The organism is Halorhodospira halochloris (assembly GCF_002356555.2).
GTDB classification, from domain to species: Bacteria; Pseudomonadota; Gammaproteobacteria; order Nitrococcales; family Halorhodospiraceae; genus Halorhodospira; species Halorhodospira halochloris.
On the sequence record NZ_AP017372.2, the window covers coordinates 2,560,720 to 2,584,075 of the forward strand.

The window sequence follows — 23,356 nt, forward strand, 5'->3', positions numbered from 1 at the left end:
GCTGCAGTTTATCGTCAACCCGTCAGCCTTCGCAGGAGCAGAATATGCATGAGCGCAACGCAGCCCTGATTCAGCGTGATTTAAACGTCCTTTGGCACCCTTGCACCCAGATGAAGGATCATGAGCAGATCCCTTTGCTGCCCGTCGAACAAGGCCGGGGTGCATGGCTCAAGGACCTCGAGGGGCGCTGGTATCTGGATGCGGTCAGCTCCTGGTGGGTCAACCTATTCGGCCACTGCAATCCGCAAATCAACGCGCGCATTAAAGAGCAGGTTGACCAGCTCGAACACGTAATCCTCGCCGGCTGCTCCCACGAGCCGGCCGTTGAACTCGCCGAACGGCTGGTAAGCATCACCCCGCAAGGGCTAACCCGCTGCTTCTATACCGATAACGGCTCATCCGCGGTGGAAGTCGCGCTGAAGATGAGCCACCACTACTGGCGCAATATCGGCAAGCCGCACAAGACCAAATACATCAGCCTGGCCAATAGCTATCACGGCGAGACCCTGGGGGCACTCGCCGTCGGTGATGTGGCGCTGTTTAAGTCTACTTACGAACCACTGCTGATGGAGTCGATAACCGTACCCGGCCCCGACTCTTTCCACCGCGATGAGGGGGTCAGTTGGGCCGAGCACGCCGAACAGATGTTTGTGCATATGGAGGCGGCGCTAGAGAACCACGCCGAAGAGTGCGCTGCGGTAATTGTCGAGCCCTTGCTCCAGTGCGCCGGCGGGATGCGCATGTACCACCCGCGTTACTTAGAGCTACTGCGTGAGGCTTGCGATCGCCACGGCGTTCACTTGATCGCCGATGAGATAGCTACCGGTTTTGGCCGCACAGGCACTATGTTCGCCTGCGAACAAGCCAACATCAGCCCCGACTTCATCTGCCTCTCTAAGGGCCTAACCGGCGGCTACTTGCCCCTCGCCGCAGTGTTGATGGGTGAAGATATATACGCCGCTTTCTATGACGATTTCACCAAACTGACTGCATTCCTCCACTCCCATAGCTATACCGGCAACCCCATAGCCTGTGCCGCAGCGCTGGCCACTCTTGATATATTCGCCAACGATGACGTGATCGGGCAGAACCGCCAGACCGCCGAACTTATGGCTGAGGCAGCCCAACCCCTGATCGACCATCCACACGTCGGTGAGGTGCGCCAGGTCGGCATGGTACTGGCTGCTGAGATGGTTAAGGACAAGGCCCACATGACCCCCTTCCCTTGGCAGGAGAGGCGCGGCTTGCATATCTTCCGGCACGCCTTGGAGCGCGGGGTATTGATGCGCCCCCTCGGCCACACGGTTTACTGGATGCCGCCTTATGTCATCTCGCCAGATGAGGTCGCCCTGCTCGGTGAAGTTGCTGCCGAGGGCATAGATAAGGCCACCCGCAACCCCTAAAACCTGCTTGTGCACCACCTCGTCCCGGAGTGGTGGAGTTTTTATGGTTCGCCTATACGTTCAGCAGTCGCTCACCCCTGGTGAGGAGATCGAATTGCCGCCCAACCCCGCCGCTCATGTCAAGGCGCGGCGGTTGAGCAGCGGTGATGCAGTGACCCTATTTACCGGCGAGGGCGGCGAGTATCCCAGCCTGCTGACAAGTGTTCAGCGGCGGCAGATAACGGCCCAGGTAGGCGATCACCAACCGGTGGAACGCGAGCTCCCCTATCCGGTTATGGTGCTCCAGGCTGTTATAAAGGGCGAACGGATGGACACGGCGGTTGAGAAGGCCACCGAGCTCGGTGCTAGTGCCATCATCCCCACGCTGACCCAGCGTTGTGTGGTTCGCCTGGACGATGATAAGCGTGCATCGAAGCGCCAGAGGCATTGGCAGGCGGTCGCCGCCAGCGCTTGTGAACAGTGCGGACGCAATCGACTGCCTTGGATCTGCAAGCCGACCCCGCTTGAGCAGGTCTGGCCACTGCTTGAGGGCTACAACTCCCGGCTGCTGCTTAATCAGCAAGCCCAGCAGACCCTTGCTGCACAGCTCAAGCCAGAAGCTACAGCACTGCTGATCGGCCCGGAAGGCGGGCTCAATGGCAGCGACATTGAGTTAGCAGAGCAGCTAGGTTTTCGGGCGGCCTATGCCGGGGCCCGCATTATGCGCTCCGAAACTGCAACCATTGCGGCAATGAGCCGTGTATCAGGCTATTTTGAAGAGCTATAAGGGCAGACTTCTCGAGGGGTTAAAGGATCACCTAAAACCAACTTAGCCATGCAGTTGCCCCTTCAAGGATCCTCTAGAGCTTCGCCTGAGCCACATGGTTGCCCCGGTGTGGAGGACGCCGTGAATCCATCCCTGGAGGCTTCATGGCGCCATCCCTGGCGCCAAGACCTCCACACCGGGGCAACCATGTGGCTCAGGCGAAGCTCTAGAGGCGTCCCCAAGATGCCACCACATGCCGACCATTACTGCGCCTTTACCAAAGCCCGCTCTATGGCCTCCGCCAACTGCTCACGTGAATAGGGCTCGATCAATAAGGCGGCAGGCTCCATGCCACGCTCTTCCAAGCGCTGCCGATCCCGCTCCACTGTGGTGACCGCAACCACCTGCTGCACAGCCACTCCTGCCTCTTCCTCAAGCCGGCGCAGCGCATCTAGGCCGGCATCACCCCAGCCCATCTGCACATCGATAACTACCACGTCGGGCTGGTGGCTGCGTGCCAACATCACTGCCTCGGCCAAACTATTCGCCTCAAGCATGGTGAAGCGCTGGTACCCTATTAAATAGGCAGTAATCCGCCGCAAGGTGCGCGAATCGTTAACTATCAAGGCCCGCTGCCGCTCCGGTTCAACACTCGCCTGCTCATCAGCAGGGCCATCCCCTGAGAGCACCTCCATAGCAGGCAGACGCAAGGTAAACGTAGTGCCACTACCGGGTATTGTCTCAAGCTCGAGTACGCCGTCTAGCTCACGGCTTGCCTCTAACGCCTCGCCCATGCCTTCCCCGGGCAAATCTGAGTAATCTTGATCTGTTGCCAGACTCACCCCGGGCAGGGCAATTAGGCTTAGGGCCTCGTCATTACTCAACTCCGCAAGCGGCTCCTCCGGGTCATAATCCGAGAGCAGGCGCTGCAGACCGGTTAAATCGAGTCCGCCGCCATCATCACTGACCGTGATAAGCAGCTCGCTGGCTTCCCGCCAAGCGCGTAGCCGCAACGTCCCCCGTCCCGACTTACCCTGCTGGAGGCGCCGCTGGGCCGACCCGATGCCGTGGATCACTGCATTGACGGTCAGAGGCTTGAGGACATTACAAATATTTACGACGGCAGCAGTGGACAACCGGCCTTCTTCAGCAGCGACCTCCAAGTCCACAGCGCGCTGATATTCAGCAGCTACCTGTTCAATGCTATCCAGCAACTGCTCGTATACTGCCCCAAGAAGGCCCAGGAGTTGGGGCTGAATCTCGCGAACCCCTGCCGTTACCTCCTCACTCGGGACCGCTTCGCAGGAGCCAGCATGGCCTTGCTCGCCACCATCCCCTGGCGGCAGACTTTTACTGCCATGCAGGGCATGTCTCAGCCGGTCTAGCTCCTCAGCCAGGGATTCCAGGCTAGTGCGCAAGCGTTCCGCAGAGTGCTGATCAAAGCCATCGGCTAAGGCTGCGGCTACCTCATGTTCGATTTCACGGCAGTGATCGGCAAACCCCTGGAGGCCGGCAAGTCCTGCGCTGCGCTTGAGATTATGGAGTATGCGCTGGATCGTAAGGCCGGCTTGAACATCACCGTGACGCCAGCGCTTGAGGGCCGTACCTAATTGGGCCAGGGCGGGTTCGACTTCCTCGTAAAACAGCTCCTGCAGTTCCACAGAAGGCTCATCTTCAGGGCCCAAATCAGCCGGCAGGAAAATTTGTCTACCAACTGCCTCTGCTGAAGTGCCTGACGAATCGGGCAGAGCCAGCTCCGTTCGCGGCATACGCATCAACGAATGCTTTAGTTCAGCAACCCGGCCGACTACTACCGGTGCCACGCGTACCCTGCTGAACATGACCTCATGCAGCGAGCAAGCGGGCAGTCCAGAGGTATTACCGCCCTGGGCCAACCTGCGCAGTTCGCGGTCAAAAGCGACCAGTGACCGCTTATCTGCCGTCTCCAAGGCACCACCCTCGGCCAATGCCTCAATAACCCCCAAAGCCAACCAACAGGCAGCTCCTGCCGCGCTATCGCCGAGCGCCCTTTCTAAAGGCAGCAGGATATTTTGCAGAGCAGACAAACCGCGGTGCTCATTACCGCGCAACAGCTCAAGCAAACCGATTTGATATGGCCAACGCGCCCGAGCAACCAGGGCGCTCGGGTCCTCCACCCAGCCGTAAGGCGCTTGAGCATCTACACAGTGGCGCAGCAAGGCTAAGCTGTCATAGCGTGGTGCTCCTCGAGCACAGCGCAAGGAGTCAATCGCAGCAGCTATATCGCTTATCGGGTCGTGGCCCGCAGCCACGTCCTCCAAGATATCGTTCCAACCCAATAGGCTGTGGAGCAGACTGTGGCGCAGCCTTTGACAATCCTCTGGATCTGCATATGGATCCGCCCAGGCGTCCAATAGCCGATCAAAACCCGCATCGACCTCTTCACTAAAGCGCTCTAACTCGGCAACGCCCAGAAATCGGAAACCGCTCTGTAAACGCTGCAACACCGCACGGACGCCTTCCAAGGCAAGTGGGTCATCACCGGCCTGCTGCATGCGCACAACAGCCGTATCCACCGCATCACGCAGCTGCGGTAGAAGGCGCATAAGATCTCGATGCGCCGCTGCGGGTGTTACCATCGCCTGTCTATATTCCATGGGTTCGTTACAATGATGGTTATGGATTGATTGACCATGAGATAACTAACCATGACCACCCAAATCGGCGTCGTGATGGATCCCATCACCAACATCAAGCCCCACAAGGACTCGACCCTGGCGCTCCTTCTCGAGGCCCAGCGCCGCGGCTATGAGCTTGTCTACTTCGAGCCCACAGACCTTTTCATCGACAACGGCAAGGCATTCGGCTGCGCCCGCCGGATAACTGTGGCAGATTCAGCCAACAGCTGGTTCACTTTAACAGAACCGAGGAACATCAACCTCGCCGAACTGAGCTGGATTCTGATGCGTCAGGACCCACCAGTTGACGCACGCTTCGTAACTGCCACACACATACTCTCTCTAGCCGAGCAGCACGGCGCCAAAGTAATAAACAGCCCGCGCGCACTGCGTGAGGGCAACGAAAAAATACTCGCCCAGTGGTGGCCTCACCTCTGTCCACCTACCCGGATTGCTGCTGACATCGCCCTGCTCCGCGAATTCGTCGCTGAGCAGGGCAAAACCGTTCTGAAGCCCCTCGATGCAATGGGTGGCTCTTCAATATTTGTTGTCGACCCCGAAGACGCAAACCTGAGCGTTATTTTAGAGACGCTTACTGCCGCAGGCACTCGTTGTGCCCTAGCGCAGGCCTATCTGCCGGCAATAACCGCTGGTGACAAGCGCATCCTGGTCTTCGACGGCAAGCCTTTCCCTTACGCCCTAGCCCGCATTCCCGCGGCCGGAGAAACCCGGGGCAACCTCGCCGCAGGTGGGCGTGGCGAAGGAGCAGAGGTGACCGCACAAGAGCGAGCCCTCTGCGCCGAACTGGCACCAAGACTGCTGAATATGGGAATTCGCTTCGCCGGCCTGGACGTGATTGGTGACAAGCTGACCGAGATCAACATAACTAGTCCCACCTGCATTCGCGAAATAGACAAGATATTCAATGTCAATGCAGCTGCGGAGCTCTTTGACTGCTTGGAGAGGCACCCATGATCAATCGCACGCCCCCAAAAAGATCGCCCTATACGCCGGCCCTAACCCTTATCACAGGCCTAGCAATACTCAGCGGATTGGTGCTTTTGAACAGCTGTGAGCGCCCGCAAGAGGCGGAGAGTTTGAGCTTTTCTTCGCTCGGCACAGTTGTCGAGATTAAGATCACTGACCCCGGCGCCGCTGACCAACAACAGGCTTTACAAGCGGCCCGCGCCCAAATAGATCAGATTCACGGTGCCTGGCACCCTACTTTCGGCTCCGAGCTAGGACCTCTGAATGAAAACCTGGCCAAGGGCGAGTCGACAAAGGTAAGCGCAGAGCTAATAGAATTGCTTAACCGCGCCCGTGAGGTTGAGCAGGCCAGCAGCGGCAAATTCAGCCCGGCGATTGGCGGCCTTACCGAACTATGGGCTTTCTCTAGCCATGATGGACCGCTGAAAGAACCCCCTGATCGGGATAAGCTGCTTGAGTGGGTAGAAAAGTCTCCCCGCCTTAGCGACCTAGTTATCACTGAAGATAGGGAAGTATCTACTAAAAATACGGCAGTACAACTAGACCTCGGCGCCATAGGCAAAGGCTACGCAGCCCAGCAAGCCATCAACGCCCTTACCGAGGCGGGAGTCAAATCTGCAGTAGTGAATATAGGCGGCGATCTAGTCACTCGGGGGCACCCCGAAATGGAGAGTACTCGTAACTGGCGAATCGGGGTTAAGGATCCGCGCAGCGAAGATATTCTGGCCACTGTGGAGGCAGCTGCCGATGAGGCGATCTTTACCTCAGGGGATTATGAGCGGGCCTATGAGCACGAGGACAGCCTGTATCATCACATCTTGGACCCAACCACTGGTTATCCAGCTATGGGCAGCCGTTCAGTTACCGTAATCGACACCGACCCAGTGTGGGCCGATGCTGCTGCAACCGCCTTGTTCATCGCTGGCCCGGAAGGCTGGCAAGATTTGGCTGAACGACTTGGCATAGAACACGTGTTGTTGATAGATAGTGACGGTAAGGCTTGGATGAGCAGCAGCATGGAGCAGCGCGTGGAGATGCACCGCGATATTGAAACCAATCGAGTCGATGACCTTGCAGAGTGAGGGCAGTGTGACACAGAGGGGCAGGATACATATTGATGATCGCCTTGGCATGGCGATGTTCCTGGCAGTCTCGGTTCATGCCCTGGTAATACTCGGCGTCGGGCTCACTTGGGAAAGCGCACCACTGGAGTCCGACAACTCAATGATGGAGGTTACCATTGCCCATGTCGAAGCGGACTCCCCCCCTGAGGATGCAGACTATCTAGCCGAAATCGACCAAGACGGCGGGGGTGTTGCCGAACAACCTCAGATACCCTCGCCATTAGCCGGCAGTCCGCTCCCGCCGGCAGAAGCACTGGCCGACGAAGCCGCCGGCTCGCCGGCTACCGAACAGGCCGAGCGACTAATCACCTCAGTAGACAGTGAACAACCCGCGCCGAGCGACACAGCAGAGCCAAGCGCCGATGCGGCTGAGCAGGAGCAACACAGTGAGCATGATTCAGCCGCGGCGGAATTTGCACAGCTACAGCAGCGCCTCAGCCAACCGCGGGAGCCTTCGAAGCGATTTCTTAACGCCCGCACCCAGGCTCATGAGGCTGCCGCATATATGGAAGAGTGGACCCGCAAGGTTGAGGGGGTTGGCAACCTAAACTACCCTAACGAGGCTCGCCGCCGGGGCCTTTCGGGCCAGCTCATACTAGAGGTTACTTTACAGCCAGACGGCTCGGTAGATGACGTGCGGATAATCCAACCATCCCAATATCGCATCCTTGATGAGGCGGCTGTGCGGATTGTCGAACTTGGCGAGCCATTCGCAGAGGTCCCAGATGAAGTCCTCAACGGCCATGACAAGCTAGTGATAACTCGCACATGGGAGTTTATAGACGGTAAACAGCTGGAAACCCATTGAAGGTTTGCGCTGTCTAGAGTCAACCCTTGTATGCACCGCTGCAATTAGTCGATACTAGGTACATGACTGGAAAGCTGGCAACAGAAGAGAGCGCGTGCCTGGCGAATCACTTTTTGATCGCCATGCCCAATCTTGCTGACCCCAACTTTGCTCACACAGTAACCCTGCTTTGCGAGCATAGCGCCGCTGGTGCAATGGGCTTAATAATCAACCGTCCAACTGAGGTCAAACTCTGTGACCTCTTTGAGCACCTGGAGCTGGAGGCGAGCGAAAACAGCCCCCGCGAACAGATTGTCTATGCCGGTGGCCCGGTCCAACGCGACCGGGGGTTTGTCATCCACCCACCCGATGACAACAACTGGGATGCAACAGCCCGCATCTCGCCCGAGGTTGCCATCACTACCTCGCGCGATATCTTAGCCGCCTTGGCCCGTGGCGAAGGACCAGAACAGTCTCTGGTGGCTCTTGGTTACGCAGGTTGGGGGTCAGGTCAGCTCGAAGAGGAATTGGCGCAGAATGCTTGGCTATCGGGGCCAATTGATAGCAAAGTAATCTTCGAGACGGACACTTCTCGGCGCTGGTACGCAGCTGCGGCGAACATGGGAATAGACATCTCGCTCCTCTCCTCGGAGAGCGGGCATGCCTAATGAGCGCGACCCTGATGGGGCTACAGTGCTTGGCTTTGATCCTGGCGAGAAGCACATTGGGGTGGCTGTAGGCGAGGCTCTCTTGGGGAGCGCCAAGCCTGTTGCCGTACTCTCTGCTCAGCACGGCCAACCGGACTGGGGCAAGGTTAAAGACTTAATCGAGCAGTGGCAGCCTAGCTTGGCTGTCGTAGGAGTGCCTAAACACGCCGACGACAGCGCGGCAACTAGCACGGCTGCGGCAGAGCGCTTCGCTAACCGCCTGCACGGTAGATTTGGGATAGTGGTTAAGACTATTGATGAGCGCCTATCATCCCACGAGGCCGAGCAGAGGCTGCGGGCGCGCGGCCACAAATTCAACCTAAATAGCGTTCATAGCGAAGCAGCTGCGGTGATACTTGAAACCTATTTCGCACAAGGGGCGGCATGACTGAACCACAGTTAGAAGTCGGCGCATTGCTCGACTGCCTGACTGAGCAGGCAGAGCGTTTGCTCAACCACTATGGAGCAACCGAACCCATCCTGGTAGGCATTCATACCGGCGGCGTCTGGGTAGCTCGTGAGTTGCAGCGCAGACTGCAAACACCATCGCCTGTCGGCACTTTAGAAGTAGCCTTTCATCGTGACGACCACGCCACATCAGGCCTTAAAGCAGCGGTGCAGACCTCTGAAGTACCGGCTAGCGTGGATAACAGGGTGGTCCTGCTAATCGACGATGTCATTCACACCGGCCGGACCAGTCGCGCTGCCCTTAACGCGCTCTTTGACTATGGCCGTCCAGCGCGAGTTCTCCTAGCAACTTTGGTCGACCGCAGCGGGCGGGAGTTACCAATCCAACCCGACATAGCCGCCACAACTCTGGAACTGCCAGCAGGGCACAGGCTCAGGTTACTAGGACCGGAGCCGCTGCGGCTGATTCGCGAACAGGAGGCGGCGTGAGCTTACAGCTCGACTCTCAAGGCCGGCTGCGCCACCTATTGACCACCGAGGGTCTACCGCGGGAACTATTAACGCGCATATTGGATACCGCTGAGTCCTTTTCTGGAGTTATCGGCAAGTCAGTCAAAAAGGTTCCACTGCTGCGCGGCAGAACCATAATGAACCTTTTTTTTGAGCCTAGCACTCGAACCCGCACGACCTTTGAGTTAGCAGCCCAACGCCTCTCCGCCGATGTCCTCAACATCGATGTTGCTACCTCTTCGGCGAGCAAGGGGGAGAGCTTGCTCGACATGCTCCATAACCTCGAGGCCATGCAGTGTGATGCCTTTGTAGTGCGCCACGCCGACAGCGGTGCCGCGGAACTTATAGCTCGGCACGTCAGACCTGGTGTCGCCATAATAAATGCTGGCGATGGTCGCCATGCCCATCCCACCCAGGCACTTCTTGATGCCTTTACCATCCGCAGCGAAAAGGGCCCCCTGGAGCCTCTGACGATCGCCATAGTTGGCGACATACTCCACTCGCGAGTCGCCCGCTCCGAGGTGCACGCATTTCTCGGGCTAGGTGCCGGCGAAGTACGTCTTATCGCCCCACGTACCTTGTTGCCGCGTTGTTTTGACGGCCTGCCGGTGAAGGTCTTTGAGGATATGGATGCTGGGCTTGAAGGGGCTGACGTAGTAATAATGCTCAGGCTGCAGCGTGAGCGCATGAGTGGCGCTTTGCTGCCCAGTGAGAGCGAGTTTTTCAAGCGCTACGGCTTGACCGAAAAGCGCCTTGAGCGCACTAGCCCACAAGCCATCGTCATGCACCCAGGGCCAGTAAACCGCGGAGTAGAGCTCGACCCCAGAGTCGCCGATGGGCCGCGCTCGGTCATCCTGCGCCAGGTAACCAATGGTATAGCAGTACGCATGGCGGTTATGTCCATGGTGATCGGGGGACACAGTGATGAGGCTGCCATAAGGAACGAGGAGGTAAGCAGTTGAGCCGGCTACGCATAACCGGTGGAACCATTGTCGATCCGGCCGCCAACTTGGAACAGCCAAGCGACCTCTATGTCGCCGACGGCATAGTCCTTGCCCATGGTGATGCACCTGACGGCTTCTCTGCTGACCAGGTTATCGATGCCACCGGCAAGCTAGTCGCTCCCGGCTTGGTTGACATTGCTGCTCGGCTGCGCGAACCGGGCAGTACCAGCAAGGGTGGTATAATCTCGGAGTCGCAAGCCGCTGCCGCAGGGGGCATTACGACCTTGCTTCAGCCTCCGGACACTCAGCCCATAACGGATACCCCTTCGGTGGTTGAACTTATCCATAGCCGCTGCAATGAAGCAGCCGCGACCCGAATCCTACCAGTTGGCGCTCTGACCAAGGGGTTAAAAGGCGAGCAGCTAAGTGAAATGGCGGCTCTGCGCGATGCTGGCTGCCCCGCCCTGGCAGATGGCGGTCGACCGCTGCACAACACTTTGGTGCTACAAAGGGCGCTGGACTACGCAGCAACCTTCGCTATACCGGTAATGCTAACCCCTGAAGACCCCTATCTCGCAGCCGGTGGGGCCACACATGAAGGCGCCATTGCTAATCGCCTCGGCCTAGCCGGACAATCGACAGCCACCGAGACAGCGGCCTTAGGACGGCTTATTGCTATAGCCGAGGAGCGTGGAGTGGCAATCCATGTCGGCCGCCTATCTAGCGCCCGGGGGGCGGAAATGGTAGCTGCTGCGCAACAAAGGGGATTGCCTATCACCGCCGATACCGCCATCCACCAGCTCTACCTCACAGAGCACGACTGCGCTGGGTATAACAGTCTCGCCCATACCTGCCCGCCGGCGCGCACCACCGGCGACCGAGAGGTTTTACGCCAGCTGGTCTCGACCGGGGTAATCGGCTGCCTGTGCTCAGATCACCAGCCCCATGATCCTGACGCCAAGGCCGGCACCTTCGATGCTTGCGAACCGGGCATTAGCAGTCTTGATACATTCTTGGCCCTCACCCTCCGTCTTGTAGATGAGGGATTGCTAACTCTTAAGCAGGCATTCGAGCGTATCACCAGCGGACCAGCTAAAGCCCTCGGCCTTAACGTGGGCTCGCTGCAGATGGGATCGCCTGCGGACATCTGCATTATCGATCCTAAACTGGCCTGGCAAATTAAGCCTGAGACCATGCACAGCCGCGGCAAAAATACCCCTTTTGCGAACTGGGAGTTAACTGGCGCCGCTACAACAACCATCGTCGACGGGCGCGTTGTATATCGGCGCCCTAGCGACTAGGTCAAATATATTTTGGACTTATAAGGCAATTGAAAGCCGGAGGTAGCCTTGAGCGATTCCCCTTATGTTATTGATATAACGGCAGACAATTTCAAAGAGCAGGCCATTGATGCATCTTTGCAACAACCTGTTCTGCTCTACTTTTGGGCCCAATGGTGCGAGCCTTGCAAATCGCTTGGCCCGACATTAGAAAAATTAGCCGATGAGTTCCGCGGCGGCTTCCGAGTTGCCAAAGTAGACTGCGATCAGGAACAGCAACTCGCCATGCAAGTTGGGGTACAGAGTCTGCCCACAGCACTATTGATCAAGGACGGTCAGCCGGTGGATCAATTTATGGGTGCAGTGCCTGAAGGTGAACTGCGTAAGTGGCTAGAGCAATACGTTGAAGCGCCGGCCGCCGACCCTATGGAACAAGCCAAGGAGTTATTGGCTGCCGGCAGATCTGCAGAGGCGCTGCCCTATTTGCGCCAAGCCCACCAGCAGCGTCAGGATGTTGACAGCACCCTGGAGCTTGCCAAAGCACTGATGCACAGTGGCGAAACAGAGGAAGCGTTCCAGTTAGTAGATGGACTCTCCCCCAACGATCTCCAGGACGCCCGCGCCCAGGCGATCCTAAAACGCAAAGAGCTAGCCGAACAGGTTAAGGATTTACCTCCCCTAGAGGAATTGGAAAAGCAAGTAGCCGAAAGCCCGGGTAACCACTTGGCCAAGATCAACCTGGCTATGCGGCTGGTCGTTGCAGGCGGTGAAGTTGAGGCACTTGAGCACTTGCTAGAGGTTTTGCAGCAGGGCGGAGATCATAAAGAGGATGCCCATCAGGCAATGCTCAAGGTACTAGCTATACTCGGGCCTGAGCACCCAGAGGCTCGTCGCTACCGGCAGAGACTTTTTCAACTTTTGCACTGATAGCGGCAGCTTATAACAGCTACTCACGCAGCAGCCCGAAACACGAGTAGTTATAGCTAGCAGTGATAGCTGGAAACCGCCGCGAGGATGCTAGGCGGTTTCAAGCCTCATATTGCTGCGCTCAAGCACCCTATGGATAAAAGCCCTGGTTTCATAGGGGGCGCGCCGATTAAGCAGCCAGCGCAGATCATTCAGGTTGTTCATGTGTGGATTTGAGGTGATATGGCGATACACATTGCCGGGGCCCCAGTTATATGCAGCCAAGGCTAGCCAGAGCGCCATCGGCTCTCCGTAACTTGAGTAGCGCTCCCGCAAATGAGCCAGATAGTGGCTACCCAACAAGACATTTACCTGGGGGTCGAGCAGATCCTCGTGATTGATGTCGGCTATATCTCTCTCAGCAAAACGTTTCGCCCATTCAGACTTGTGGCCGGACATTCGGCTAGCAGTATCTACTGCTGCAACCGGCCTAACCTGCATCAATCCTACAGCCCCAGCGGAACTAACAACGCTGGGGCGGAAATCGCTTTCGGTGCGCACTACAGCTCGAATAAGGTCTATATCTAGTCCAGTCGACTCCGCTGCCTCGGCAATTATCTCCTCAAGCCGCTGCATGGAGATAACTCGATTTGAGTCGACCCGCAGAGCGGGATCGGCATCATCCCCTGCTGTCAGGATTTCGATAACAGCCGGGGTTGCCTGTGGCATTGATGCTGCGTCCTGCAGCTGCTCATCCACCCCTTGCTCCCAAGCAGCTCCCTTGATTTGCGCGGGAAGATGCGCGGGCCAAGCCTCGTTATGGTGCACCACAACCACAACCGCCACCAAGCTTGCCACCGACCACGCAGCGCTTAAAAGTACCCGCATACACTCTACCTGTACCCTTGCACACCAAAAACAACCATAATCTTAGCACGGAATTTCGGGGTTCGCAGCCATAGCAATCTGCTTGAGGGCGATTCGACGCAACGCGTCTTAACTCGTATTATTATCCGTACTAAGCTCTCAGGATGTGATGCAATGAATGCCCCCAACCCAGACATAGCAACCAACCTTGAGAGGGTAATCGAACGTATCCGCTCCGCGGAAGTGGCATACGGTCGTACACCCAACAGCGTCAGTTTGCTGGCAGTAAGCAAAAGGCAACCCGTTGAGGCAATACGGGCAGCCTATCAAGCCGGCCAACTAGCCTTCGGCGAGAATTACCTGCAAGAGGCAGCAGAAAAACAATCAACATTTGCCAGCAGCGATATCGAGTGGCACTTGGTCGGCAGCCTACAGTCGAATAAAACCCGAGCGGCCGCCACAACCTTCGACTGGGTGCACACCATCGACCGAGCCAAAATAGCTCAGCGCCTTAGCGATCAACGCCCTGACGCCTTACCGCCAATTAATATATGTCTACAGGTGAACATTAGCGAAGAAACCCAGAAAGCTGGCTGTTCACCTGAGGAAGTCTTACCACTTGCAGCCGCGACGGCCGATTTGCCTGGGGTACGTCTGCGCGGCCTGATGGCTATACCTGAGCCAAGCACTGATTGCACTGAGCAGCGCCGCTCATTTGCCAAGCTGCGCAAGCTTTATGAGCAGCTTCAGGATGAAGGGTTTAGAATGGACACCCTATCCATGGGTATGTCGCTCGATCTTGATGCGGCAATCGCCGAGGGAGCTAATTATGTCCGTGTCGGCACTGCAATCTTCGGGCCACGCAACAATTGACAGGAGGTAGAGTATGCCCAGCAACGCTCAATTAGCCTTTATTGGCGGCGGCAATATGGCCCGCTCGCTGATCGGCGGTCTTTTAGCAGATGGCTACCCGAGCGATCAGATCCGCATCGCCGAACCTAACGCAGAGCGCCGGGACATGCTAGCCAGTGAACTGGGTATTGTTCCCTCCGCGAGCAACACCGATGCCGCCACTGATGCAGCGGCGGTTATCCTGGCTGTCAAGCCACCAATAGTGCGTAGCGTTGCTGAAGAACTCAGTGGATTGATACACAAGCAGCAGTCACTGACCATTTCAGTTGCTGCCGGTGTGCGCATGCAGGACATAGAGCGCTGGCTAGGTGAAGGCGTTGCAGTGGTTCGCACTATGCCCAATACACCATCTTTAGTGCGCAGCGGAGCCACGGCGCTACTCGCCAACGCCCAAGTCAATAAAGCTCAACAAGATCTCGCCGAATCGCTAATGCGCGCTGTCGGCCAAACTCTGTGGCTTGACGTTGAAGAGGATATGGATATCGTTACAGCAACCTCCGGTAGTGGACCTGCTTACTTCTTTCTGCTCATGGAGGCATTGGAAGATGCAGCGGCAGAACAGGGGCTTGATCGCGAGCGGGCGCGTCTATTGGTCCTGGAAACCGCTACTGGGGCAGCAAGAATGGCATTGGAATCAGAGGACTCACCTGGCCAATTGCGTCAACGTGTCACCTCGCCTGGAGGCACTACCGAAAGCGCCCTAAACGTACTCAATGATCACGATTTTCACACAGCGATAGGCAAGGCCGTAAAAGCGGCCGCAGACCGCGCTGAAGAGTTAGGCAACCTGCTTGGGGAACAATAATGGGATCGAGTTACTTTACTGACCCACTGATCTTTCTTATCGGCACCGCCTTCTATCTATACATATTGGCGGTGATGCTGCGTTTCTTGTTACAAGCGGTAAGAGCGGACTTTTTCAATCCGATATCGCAGTTTCTAGTCCGCGCCACGTCCCCGACACTTAACCCACTGCGGCGGGTTATCCCCTCGGTGTACGGCATTGACCTTGCTGCCATTGTGCTAATGCTAGCGTTACAGGTGGCAGCTATCTCCATAGTCTCCTGGCTCTATTTTGGCCAGCAGCCGGCCATGATGCCTTTGTTGCTGGAATCGATTAGCCGAATACTAGGGCTGCTACTAAACTTATATACAATTCTTATTCTTGTTGGGGTCATCATAAGCTGGGTCAACCCAACCGCGAGCCATCCAGGCCTCAACCTCCTTTATCAATTAACCAACCCAGTGCTGCGCCCTATACGTTCACTGCTGCCGGACATGGGGGGACTTGATTTGTCGCCACTAGTGGCGCTTATCCTTATCCATGTAGCCCGGATGATGTTGGTATACCCGCTGCGCGGCCAAGTGCCTGTTCCTATCTAGGCAACGAAAAGGGCATTTTGCAAACCCGTCGGGCTATCTGGCTGGCCTGGCGGGTATCTTAATCCATCTGACGGCTTGTCCTGCCACGCCTAGGCTCGATAAACTGCAACGCTTGTGTCCGCGAGTTATTATTTGTCTATGGTCAGAAGCCCGCCGATCGATTCCGTAGGTCTTGTTACTCAGCACAAAGCGGTGTTCGAAGAGCCGCTCGCCCTCGACTGCGGTCGCGAGCTACCCCGCTATGAGTTGGTTTACGAGACATACGGTGAACTAAACCGTGATGCCAGCAACGCCATCCTGGTCTGTCACGCACTGTCCGGCAACCACCACGCGGCCGGCTACCATTCAGAGCATGACCGCAAGCCAGGTTGGTGGGAGACATGCATTGGCCCCGGCAAACCCCTCGACACCAACCGCTTCTTCGTAGTCTGCAGCAACAACCTTGGCGGCTGCCACGGCTCGACCGGGCCAGCGAGCATCAATCCGCACACTAATAAGCCGTATGGCGACCAATTCCCGGTAGTTACCGTCCGCGACTGGGTGCGAAGCCAAGCAAGCCTTGCTGACCAACTCGGCATCAAGCAGTGGGCAGCAGTGGCAGGCGGCAGCCTCGGCGGCATGCAGGCACTGCAATGGGCCATAGATCACCCCGAGCGCTTGCGTCACGCTATCGTTATCGCAGCGGCTCCGCGCTTATCGGCGCAGAATATCGGCTTCAACGAGGTCGCCCGACAAGCTATTATGGGTGATCCCGAATTCCACGGTGGGCGCTATTACGATTACGGTGTATCGCCACGGCGTGGCTTGGCTGTGGCGAGGATGCTCGGCCATATCACCTACCTCTCCGACGATGCGATGCGGGCCAAGTTTGGCCGTGATCTGCGCGGCAGCATGAGTTTCGATTTTGATGAAGTCGATTTTGAGGTCGAGAGCTATCTCCGTTATCAAGGGCAACGCTTCGTTCAGGACTTTGATGCCAATACTTACCTGCTCATGACCAAGGCCCTCGACTACTTTGATCCCGCCGCAGAGCACAGTGATGACTTTTCCGCTGCAATTGAGCCGATACAATGTTCCACATTGCTGCTGTCATTCTCTAGCGACTGGCGATTTGCCCCTTCCCGCTCCCGCGAGATACTCCGCGCCCTGTTGCAGAAAGAGAAACCCGTGAGCTACATGGAGATAGAGGCCACCCAAGGTCACGATGCCTTCTTGATGCCGATCCCCAGATACCTTGAGGCCTTTTCTGCCTACATGGGTAATGTTGCCCGGGAGGTAGAGATATGAATCCGCTCCGGCGAGAGCTAGAGATAGTTGCCGATTGGATAGAACCCGGCTCGCGAGTCCTCGATCTGGGCTGTGGGGACGGAACACTGCTGCAGTATCTAGTGCAACGTAAAGGAGTGACCGCTTACGGCCTGGAAATCGATCCACGCAAGGTTACCAGGTGCATGGATCGCGGCGTTAACGTGGTACGCGCCGACTTAGACGAAGGTTTGGCGGATTTTCACCGCGATAGCTTCGATCATGTGATCATGAGTCAGACCATCCAAGCTGTTCGCTACCCCGACAAACTGCTTGAAGACCTGCTTCGGGTCGGCCGCCACGGCATAGTCACCTTCCCCAACATCGGCTACTGGCGGCTGCGCATGCAGTTGCTCTTGCGTGGCCGAATGCCGCGCAGCCCGGCTCTACCTAATGCTTGGTATAACTCGCCCAATATCCATCTATGCACACTCCGTGACTTCGAACGCTTGTGTTCGAGCATGGGGATAGAGATTCTCGAGCGTCGCACACTGGATCGCGCCCACCGATCCAACCCGCTGCTCAATCTCTCACCTAATCTCCTCGCCGAGGTGGCGATTTACCGTTTCGTACGTGGCAGCCAGTCGCGATAAAATCGAACCAGTTGCCAACATTCAAGTTGCGCGTATCACTGTAATCGCAGCAAAATCGACTTAACCAGACTTGGGGTCGACCTACTTTACCAACCGGAGCCGTCTATGCAGCCGGAATACGTTCGCTATAACCAGGAGGTGGTGGAAAGGCGCAGCTCTGCCTACCAAAATATCGTTATCGCCTACGATCCGAGCGTTGGCCACCTCCTCTATCTTGATGACGATTTGCAAATTGCCGATGCCGACACACCCTACAATCAGGCAATCATCTCGCCACTAGTGGATAACGACTCCTATGCCGAATCGCTCATTCTCGGCGGTGGAGATGGCGGCGTGCTGCGAGGTCTTCTCGATGCCGGGGCACAACGAGCTGTATTAGTAGATATTGATGGCGAAGTAATCGAACTCGCTAAACAATACCTGCCCAACCTGTGTGGCGACGCCTTCGAGCGCGACGGTGCAGAGGTAATCGTCGGAGATGCCTTTGCCTTCCTCGACGCGCCGGACACCTGGGACGGTATAGTATATGATCTGACCATGGACCCGATTCGAGTTGATCAACCCAGAACGGATTACATTTGCGAAATCTTTGCCAAGGTCCGCCGACGCCTCCGCCCCGGAGGGGTGATGAGCATGCAATGTTGTGGTGCGAATGAACCGGGCCTGCGAGAAGAGATCCGTGCCGGTTTAGCTGCAACCTTCCCAGAATGGGGCGACTGGGAGGCAGAGATACCCTCTTTCGATGTACCCTGGGTGTTCGCCTGGGCAAAAGTAGGAAAGTGATAGCTGTGAGTACTTGGCTTGTAACCCACCCAGCATGTCTCGAGCACGACACCAGCAGCGGCCACCCGGAAAGCGCTGCCCGCCTGCGTACCATCATTGCTGCGCTGGAGGACCCCATTTTCGAGTTTCTGATCCGCGAAGAAGCGCCGATGGCGACTCGCGAGCAACTTGAAGGCGCCCACGATCCGGATTACGTGGCCGAAATCCTGGCTAGTGTTCCCGATTCCGGGTATACCCATATAGACCCGGATACGCTACTCAGCCCGCACAGTGGCGAGGCAGCACTGCGTGCAGCCGGCAGCGTCTGTCACGCCATTGACGGCGTCTTTCAAGGCAAAGCCCAGCGCGCCTTTTGTGCCGTACGCCCGCCTGGCCACCATGCCGAGGCGGATAGGGCGATGGGCTTTTGCTTTTTTAATAATGTCGCGGTTGGCGCTGCCCATGCAGTTGGGCAATACGGCCTGGAACGGGTTGCTATGGTAGATTTTGATGTGCACCACGGCAATGGCACCGAGCAGATAAGCCGGGGAAGGTCGCGCTTTAACTACTTTTCCACCCACCAGCACCCCCTGTTTCCAGGCACCGGCGTTCCTTCCCAGGACTCTCCCAAGAACATTATCAACGCTACATTGGCCGATGGAGATGGTTCTGAGCGCTTTCGGGAGATCTTTTCCGGCTCGATACTCCCGGCGATTGACCAACTTGAGCCGGAGCTGATCCTCATATCGGCGGGCTTTGACGGTCACCGCTCTGACCCCCTTGCTACGCTGCGCCTCGATGAGACCGATTTTTCATGGGCAACGCGTGAACTTGTCGCCATTGCTCGCCAGCACTGCAACGGTAGGGTTGTCTCTGTGCTTGAAGGAGGCTATAACCTGTCCAGCGTTGGACGCTGTGCAGCCGCTCATGTCGAGGCATTAATGATGTAGAGTGGCGCGTTGCGATAACTGCGTCTGGCCAAACTAGCACCAAGCAAACTGCAGAACTAGTGTGACGGATAACTTAAGGAACAGCTAAATGAGTAAGCAGAGTGGCCGCTACAAACCCAAGCTAGAGCGATTCCGGCGCACCGGGAAACGGTCTCACCTGCTCTACTACTTGCCGGTATTCAACGCGGTCAGCGGGGAGAGGATGGGGGTTTTGGCTGATTTATCCCTAGGCGGCCTGCTTATAGTCGGCCACCAGCGCCAAGCCATAGGCGAACAGTTGCGCGTGAGGATAGAGGGAGAAAAGGGCAGCAGGCTAGCTGGCGAAATTGGACTAACTGTCGATGCCGAGGTGCGCTGGTCAGCCCAGGATGTAAACCCTTCTTATTTTGCCACGGGCATGAGATTTCTCAGCATTGACGAGCAGATGCAGCAGCATATCGAAGAAATCCTGCACAGACTCGGCCATGGTGGCGACTGAAAGCGGATTTTCAGGTCTTAAGGCATTGCAAAGGCCTCACTTGTCTCATCTGCGCTCCCCTGCGCCTCGTGATCACTGCGCGGACCACTCGCGGCCCCTCCACAACGGGGCCGCGATGATGAAAGAGGTTCGCGGAGACACTGCGTCAATTCAAGCCGGAACCCTTGGATTAAGGCTGTAAGTGGTGGTTATGCAATCCTGTGCCAGAATATGGCCTCGAATAGCTCCTAACAGTTCAGCACCGCGAAAACCCTCCTCAACCGGTGCTCGTTCAACATCCAAGGCATAGAGCGTAAAGACGTAGCGGTGGGCTATGGAGTCATTCCAAGGCGGACAGGGACCATCATAGCCGTAGTAGACGCCGCTTAATTCCTCGCTGCCGGCGAGAAAATCGGTATAGTCATTCACCCCCTGCCGAGCTCCATTAGGCGCATTGGTATCGCGCTTCCCGCCTGGCACTACGCCATCAGCATACGCCCCCTCGGCCAACTCACCGAGCTGCGGGTCAATATCGACTAGTAACCAGTGATAAAAATCGACGCGCGGCAAATCGGCAGGGACCTCTTTGTCCTCACGATTGACATCTTCAGCACTACTGGGCGCATCAGGATCATGGCAGATTATGACCAGTGACTTTGTTCCGGCTGGCAAATCCTGCCAAGCAATGTGCGGGCTTTTATTGGGCCCGAAGGCCATATGATTCTCTTCGTCCGGGACACCAAAGGCATACTTCTGCGCGATTGGCTGACCATCAACAAGCGAGTTACTCAAGATTCGCATTGGTCTACCTCCTCAAGCATGTGTATCATTTACCGACTATAGCGTTGATTTATCCACAGATATATTGTACTGCTTTACCTGAGGGGCGGACCATGACCACACGGGATCGACTCTTTGCCTACGGCACCATCCTCGACAACCCTCAAGATCCACAGGTGCAAGCAGCAATCACGCGCTATACTGATAAGATCGACGATGCTTGTGTACCTGGCCGCCTCTACGATCTAGGCGCTTTTCCCGGCGCTGTGCCCTTGCTTGCCGGAAAAGAGCAACAACAGCATTGGGTTAGGGGCCAAATCCTCGAGATAATCGACTCGCGCCGCGTCTTCAAGGTCCTCGACGCCTACGAAGACGCTGATATAAACCACCCCAAGGCCGGTCTGTTTCGCCGTGAAAAGGTTGCAGTAACCCCAAATAGCGCCTCAGAAGAGCCCATCACCTGCTACATATACTGGATAAATAAGGTGCCACCTTATGCCCACCGTATAGAAGATGGTGACTGGCTAAGTCACACCAAGCGCAAGGCAGGAACAAAAAGATAGGCTCAGATGGGATTCTTTAACGCCTCGATTAGCTCCATCAAGCTGCTGACATCAAGGTATTCTGCAGCGAGGCTTGGACTCGGCTGGGCAAAGGCTGGCAAACGCCCTAAACGAGGCGCCGGCATGCGCTCATCAAGGGCGGCAACTTGAGCATCAAGACGCGTATCTTCTGGCTCCAGATCACTTGCCACCCAACCCAAAAGATTGGCGCCATCGTTTAGTATGGCCTCAGCGCTGAGCAGGGCGTGGTTTATACATCCCAACCGGATACCAACAACTAGTAAAACCGGTAAATTACTGCGCAGGGCCAATGTCCCGACATCCTCGTGGCCTGCTAGGGGGACTCGCCATCCTCCTGCGCCCTCAACCAGCGTAAAACGCTGCTCGCTCTGAACTCGTATAGCGGCAGCCAGGCCGTCGACATCTATCCTTTGGCCTTGCTCAGCAGCAACGATATGAGGAGCCGCCGCGGCCTCCAGGGCACATGGGTTAATTGTTGAGTAATCTGTCTGGCAATTCAGCAGGCTATGGAATTGCTCAGCATCCTCATTGCGCAACTGTCCGGCAACATAATGACAGCCTGCAGCAACCGGCTTCATTGCCATGACCTCTACCCCTTGGCGCTGCAGGGCAACTATCAACCCTGCGCTAACCAGGGTTTTGCCGACCCCTGTATCGGTACCGGTTACGAACAGGCCCGGCATGTACCCTCCTGATCACTGCAGTCTGTTGCTGGGCAACTCCATGCGTGGCCGTATATAACTTCATATGTAGCTGGTACACGGCCTTGCTGATTCCTATGAGCTATTGAGTATGCCGCCTCGACCCGGGCCAAACGATGAGGTGATGTCAGCCCGCGGCTGCGGTTAGTAGCAAGGTTGGCGGCGCCCAATTTTTTGAGATCGCGCATCGCCTCACGCGGCTGATCATAGGTCAAGGTAATGTTCTCACCGCTTACGACCGGCCCGCTAAAACCGGCTGCTAGCATTAAATCGCCAACCGTATGCTTATCGATGAAACGGTGGACATGCTCATAGTCATCAACTTCACTCCACGCCTCGCGTAACTCATAGAGAGTCTGCGGGCCGAATGTCGAAAAAAAGACAGCGCCTTGGGGGCTGGTAACTCGACGTATCTCCGCCAACGCCCGCGGCAGTTCATCTGACCACTGCAGAGCGAGATTGGAAACAACCAAATCGAAGGTTGCGTCTGCAAAGGGCAAGCTGTGCAAATCAGCACAGACACAATGCGGTTTGCGCACCCAAGGTAACCAAGGGGCACGAGGCCGATTATGGCGAAGCATGGCTGGGGCTACATCGAGGGCAAAGACGCTTGCCTGACGAAACTCCTTGAGCAAAGACCTAGTCACATATCCGGTACCAGCGCCAAGATCTAAAATGCGACTTGGATCTATCTGTGCAGGGCGCAAGCTCTCCAGCAACCGATTGCCTACCTCGCGCTGCAGCACAGCCACTTGGTCATAGCTAGAAGCGGCTTTATCAAATCGCTGCCGCACCTTATCCCGCTCGAATGGCTGATTAGTCGATCGGCTCACTTATCCTCCGCTGCACAAAATCGTCGATCAATTCAGCAACCGTTAGACTGTGGGTCACATGGGGTAGGTGACCAGCCTCAGGGATGATGCACGATTCTCCGCCCGCAAGTTGGGCAGCACACTCTAGCGCCGCAGCGGGCACTAGCGGATCGCGGTCGCCGCCAATCCACAAGCTAGGCACCTCGCGCTCGGACAGGCTATCTAGAACCGAGCGCAGATCGGCCTCAAGCAGAGCATTCAACCCCGCCGCAAGCCCCGCCTGAGTTGCCTGACCAACTCCCCGAACGGCCTGCCGGTCAGCAGAGGAGGCCTTAGCCAAATTACTTCTAAAGCGTTTCACGACCGCCTGCGGGTTCTTCCCTAAGGCTTCTATCATCGCCTCAAGATCGCTGCGTTGCACCGCGTCGGACCAGTCTTCAGCAACACAGAAGCGCGGGGTTGCAGCTATCATGATTAACGCTTTAATGGGCAATTCGCGGCGCCACATATCTACTGCTATGGTCCCACCTAGCGACCAACCGAGCCAAATAGACCCATCCTCGGCGCGGCTTTTGTCATTATTACCGGCTGCAACTGAGCCAATGTTGCTCACCTGAGCCGTTACCACCCCGTCGAGAGTATTAGCGGCCGGATCGGGGCTCCCACCGTGTCCAGGCAACTCCCATAGGCGGGGCTCCAAGCGAGCGGGAAGGTGGCTAACTAGCTCGCTGAATATTGAGCTAGTAAAAGACCAGCCAGGCAAACAGTGCAGAGGGTGCACCCGCATCATTG

At 56.7% G+C, this 23,356-nt stretch carries 26 protein-coding genes; 20 read left to right on the plus strand and 6 right to left on the minus strand.

What is annotated here, in order from left to right:
- The first annotated feature begins 44 nt into the window (after positions 1 to 44).
- Both HH1059_RS11720 and HH1059_RS11725 read left to right on the plus strand, forming a co-directional pair.
- Positions 45 to 1,403, plus strand: a complete 1,359-nt coding sequence (locus tag HH1059_RS11720; protein ID WP_096406218.1) for an adenosylmethionine--8-amino-7-oxononanoate transaminase — start codon at positions 45 to 47, stop codon at positions 1,401 to 1,403.
- A 43-nt stretch (positions 1,404 to 1,446) separates the two neighbouring features.
- The gene (locus tag HH1059_RS11725; protein ID WP_096406221.1) at positions 1,447 to 2,169 is read left to right on the plus strand and encodes a 16S rRNA (uracil(1498)-N(3))-methyltransferase; all 723 of its coding nucleotides are present in this window, start codon (positions 1,447 to 1,449) and stop codon (positions 2,167 to 2,169) included.
- 242 nt (positions 2,170 to 2,411) lie between these two features.
- Here the strand turns inward: HH1059_RS11725 and HH1059_RS11730 are convergent, their stop codons facing one another.
- Positions 2,412 to 4,784, minus strand: a complete 2,373-nt coding sequence (locus HH1059_RS11730) for a FimL-related protein (protein ID WP_096406223.1) — start codon at positions 4,782 to 4,784, stop codon at positions 2,412 to 2,414.
- 51 nt (positions 4,785 to 4,835) lie between these two features.
- Between HH1059_RS11730 and gshB the strand changes: the two genes are divergently transcribed.
- The 9 genes from gshB (at position 4,836) to trxA (ending at position 12,479) form a co-directional block, all read left to right on the plus strand.
- Positions 4,836 to 5,780 carry a glutathione synthase gene (gene gshB / locus HH1059_RS11735; RefSeq protein WP_096406226.1) on the plus strand — a complete coding sequence of 315 codons (945 nt, stop codon included), beginning with the start codon at positions 4,836 to 4,838 and terminating at the stop codon, positions 5,778 to 5,780.
- Entirely contained in the window at positions 5,777 to 6,874 is a 1,098-nt protein-coding gene (locus HH1059_RS11740; protein ID WP_096406229.1) for an FAD:protein FMN transferase, read from the plus strand. The genes gshB and HH1059_RS11740 overlap by 4 nt, the downstream gene beginning before the upstream one ends.
- Positions 6,840 to 7,724, plus strand: coding sequence for an energy transducer TonB (locus tag HH1059_RS11745; protein ID WP_162549541.1), 885 nt, complete (start codon positions 6,840 to 6,842; stop codon positions 7,722 to 7,724). Before HH1059_RS11740 ends, HH1059_RS11745 begins: the two co-directional genes overlap by 35 nt.
- Before the next feature lie 62 nt (positions 7,725 to 7,786).
- Positions 7,787 to 8,371 carry a YqgE/AlgH family protein gene (locus tag HH1059_RS11750; protein ID WP_096406234.1) on the plus strand — a complete coding sequence of 195 codons (585 nt, stop codon included), beginning with the start codon at positions 7,787 to 7,789 and terminating at the stop codon, positions 8,369 to 8,371.
- Complete coding sequence (gene ruvX, locus HH1059_RS11755; RefSeq protein WP_096406236.1) at positions 8,364 to 8,798, plus strand: Holliday junction resolvase RuvX; 435 nt, start codon at positions 8,364 to 8,366, stop codon at positions 8,796 to 8,798. Before HH1059_RS11750 ends, ruvX begins: the two co-directional genes overlap by 8 nt.
- On the plus strand, positions 8,795 to 9,307 hold the full coding sequence (gene pyrR, locus HH1059_RS11760; protein ID WP_096406239.1) for a bifunctional pyr operon transcriptional regulator/uracil phosphoribosyltransferase PyrR: 513 nt from the start codon (positions 8,795 to 8,797) through the stop codon (positions 9,305 to 9,307). The genes ruvX and pyrR overlap by 4 nt, the downstream gene beginning before the upstream one ends.
- Positions 9,304 to 10,290 (plus strand): aspartate carbamoyltransferase catalytic subunit, encoded by a 987-nt coding sequence (locus tag HH1059_RS11765; RefSeq protein ID WP_096406241.1) that lies wholly within the window; start codon positions 9,304 to 9,306, stop codon positions 10,288 to 10,290. The genes pyrR and HH1059_RS11765 overlap by 4 nt, the downstream gene beginning before the upstream one ends.
- Positions 10,287 to 11,573, plus strand: a complete 1,287-nt coding sequence (locus tag HH1059_RS11770; RefSeq protein ID WP_096406244.1) for a dihydroorotase — start codon at positions 10,287 to 10,289, stop codon at positions 11,571 to 11,573. Before HH1059_RS11765 ends, HH1059_RS11770 begins: the two co-directional genes overlap by 4 nt.
- A 48-nt stretch (positions 11,574 to 11,621) precedes the next feature.
- Positions 11,622 to 12,479, plus strand: a complete 858-nt coding sequence (trxA, locus tag HH1059_RS11775) for a thioredoxin (protein ID WP_096406246.1) — start codon at positions 11,622 to 11,624, stop codon at positions 12,477 to 12,479.
- A gap of 90 nt (positions 12,480 to 12,569) precedes the next feature.
- Here trxA and HH1059_RS11780 read toward each other — a convergent pair whose 3' ends face one another.
- Complete coding sequence (locus tag HH1059_RS11780; RefSeq protein WP_096406249.1) at positions 12,570 to 13,346, minus strand: lytic transglycosylase domain-containing protein; 777 nt, start codon at positions 13,344 to 13,346, stop codon at positions 12,570 to 12,572.
- A gap of 153 nt (positions 13,347 to 13,499) precedes the next feature.
- On the opposite strand from HH1059_RS11780, the gene HH1059_RS11785 reads away from it, so the two are divergent.
- The 8 genes from HH1059_RS11785 (at position 13,500) to HH1059_RS11820 (ending at position 19,708) form a co-directional block, all read left to right on the plus strand.
- Positions 13,500 to 14,198, plus strand: a complete 699-nt coding sequence (locus HH1059_RS11785; protein WP_096406252.1) for a YggS family pyridoxal phosphate-dependent enzyme — start codon at positions 13,500 to 13,502, stop codon at positions 14,196 to 14,198.
- A gap of 13 nt (positions 14,199 to 14,211) precedes the next feature.
- Positions 14,212 to 15,042, plus strand: a complete 831-nt coding sequence (gene proC / locus HH1059_RS11790) for a pyrroline-5-carboxylate reductase (RefSeq protein WP_096406255.1) — start codon at positions 14,212 to 14,214, stop codon at positions 15,040 to 15,042.
- The gene (locus tag HH1059_RS11795; protein WP_096406257.1) at positions 15,042 to 15,620 is read left to right on the plus strand and encodes a YggT family protein; all 579 of its coding nucleotides are present in this window, start codon (positions 15,042 to 15,044) and stop codon (positions 15,618 to 15,620) included. The genes proC and HH1059_RS11795 overlap by 1 nt, the downstream gene beginning before the upstream one ends.
- 138 nt (positions 15,621 to 15,758) lie before the next feature.
- Positions 15,759 to 16,907, plus strand: coding sequence for a homoserine O-succinyltransferase MetX (gene metX / locus HH1059_RS11800; protein WP_096406260.1), 1,149 nt, complete (start codon positions 15,759 to 15,761; stop codon positions 16,905 to 16,907).
- Entirely contained in the window at positions 16,904 to 17,518 is a 615-nt protein-coding gene (metW, locus tag HH1059_RS11805) for a methionine biosynthesis protein MetW (RefSeq protein ID WP_096406262.1), read from the plus strand. The genes metX and metW overlap by 4 nt, the downstream gene beginning before the upstream one ends.
- A gap of 105 nt (positions 17,519 to 17,623) precedes the next feature.
- Positions 17,624 to 18,301 carry a spermidine synthase gene (locus HH1059_RS11810; RefSeq protein WP_096406265.1) on the plus strand — a complete coding sequence of 226 codons (678 nt, stop codon included), beginning with the start codon at positions 17,624 to 17,626 and terminating at the stop codon, positions 18,299 to 18,301.
- A complete protein-coding gene (locus HH1059_RS11815; RefSeq protein WP_420797832.1) occupies positions 18,298 to 19,230 on the plus strand; it encodes a histone deacetylase family protein in 933 nt (310 codons plus the stop codon). Before HH1059_RS11810 ends, HH1059_RS11815 begins: the two co-directional genes overlap by 4 nt.
- An 88-nt stretch (positions 19,231 to 19,318) precedes the next feature.
- Positions 19,319 to 19,708, plus strand: coding sequence for a PilZ domain-containing protein (locus tag HH1059_RS11820; protein ID WP_096406267.1), 390 nt, complete (start codon positions 19,319 to 19,321; stop codon positions 19,706 to 19,708).
- A 150-nt stretch (positions 19,709 to 19,858) separates the two neighbouring features.
- Here the strand turns inward: HH1059_RS11820 and HH1059_RS11825 are convergent, their stop codons facing one another.
- Entirely contained in the window at positions 19,859 to 20,488 is a 630-nt protein-coding gene (locus tag HH1059_RS11825; RefSeq protein WP_096406270.1) for a YbhB/YbcL family Raf kinase inhibitor-like protein, read from the minus strand.
- 92 nt (positions 20,489 to 20,580) lie between these two features.
- Between HH1059_RS11825 and HH1059_RS11830 the strand changes: the two genes are divergently transcribed.
- Positions 20,581 to 21,030, plus strand: a complete 450-nt coding sequence (locus HH1059_RS11830; protein WP_096406272.1) for a gamma-glutamylcyclotransferase family protein — start codon at positions 20,581 to 20,583, stop codon at positions 21,028 to 21,030.
- A 2-nt stretch (positions 21,031 to 21,032) separates the two neighbouring features.
- On the opposite strand, the gene bioD is transcribed toward HH1059_RS11830, so the two are convergent.
- From bioD to HH1059_RS11845, 3 genes are read right to left on the minus strand one after another with little or no spacing between them, the layout of a single operon-like run.
- A complete protein-coding gene (gene bioD / locus HH1059_RS11835; RefSeq protein ID WP_096406275.1) occupies positions 21,033 to 21,734 on the minus strand; it encodes a dethiobiotin synthase in 702 nt (233 codons plus the stop codon).
- A complete protein-coding gene (gene bioC / locus HH1059_RS11840; RefSeq protein WP_096406278.1) occupies positions 21,716 to 22,585 on the minus strand; it encodes a malonyl-ACP O-methyltransferase BioC in 870 nt (289 codons plus the stop codon). The genes bioD and bioC overlap by 19 nt, the downstream gene beginning before the upstream one ends.
- Positions 22,569 to 23,354, minus strand: coding sequence for an alpha/beta fold hydrolase (locus HH1059_RS11845; protein WP_162549542.1), 786 nt, complete (start codon positions 23,352 to 23,354; stop codon positions 22,569 to 22,571). The genes bioC and HH1059_RS11845 overlap by 17 nt, the downstream gene beginning before the upstream one ends.
- Positions 23,355 to 23,356: the final 2 nt, after the last annotated feature.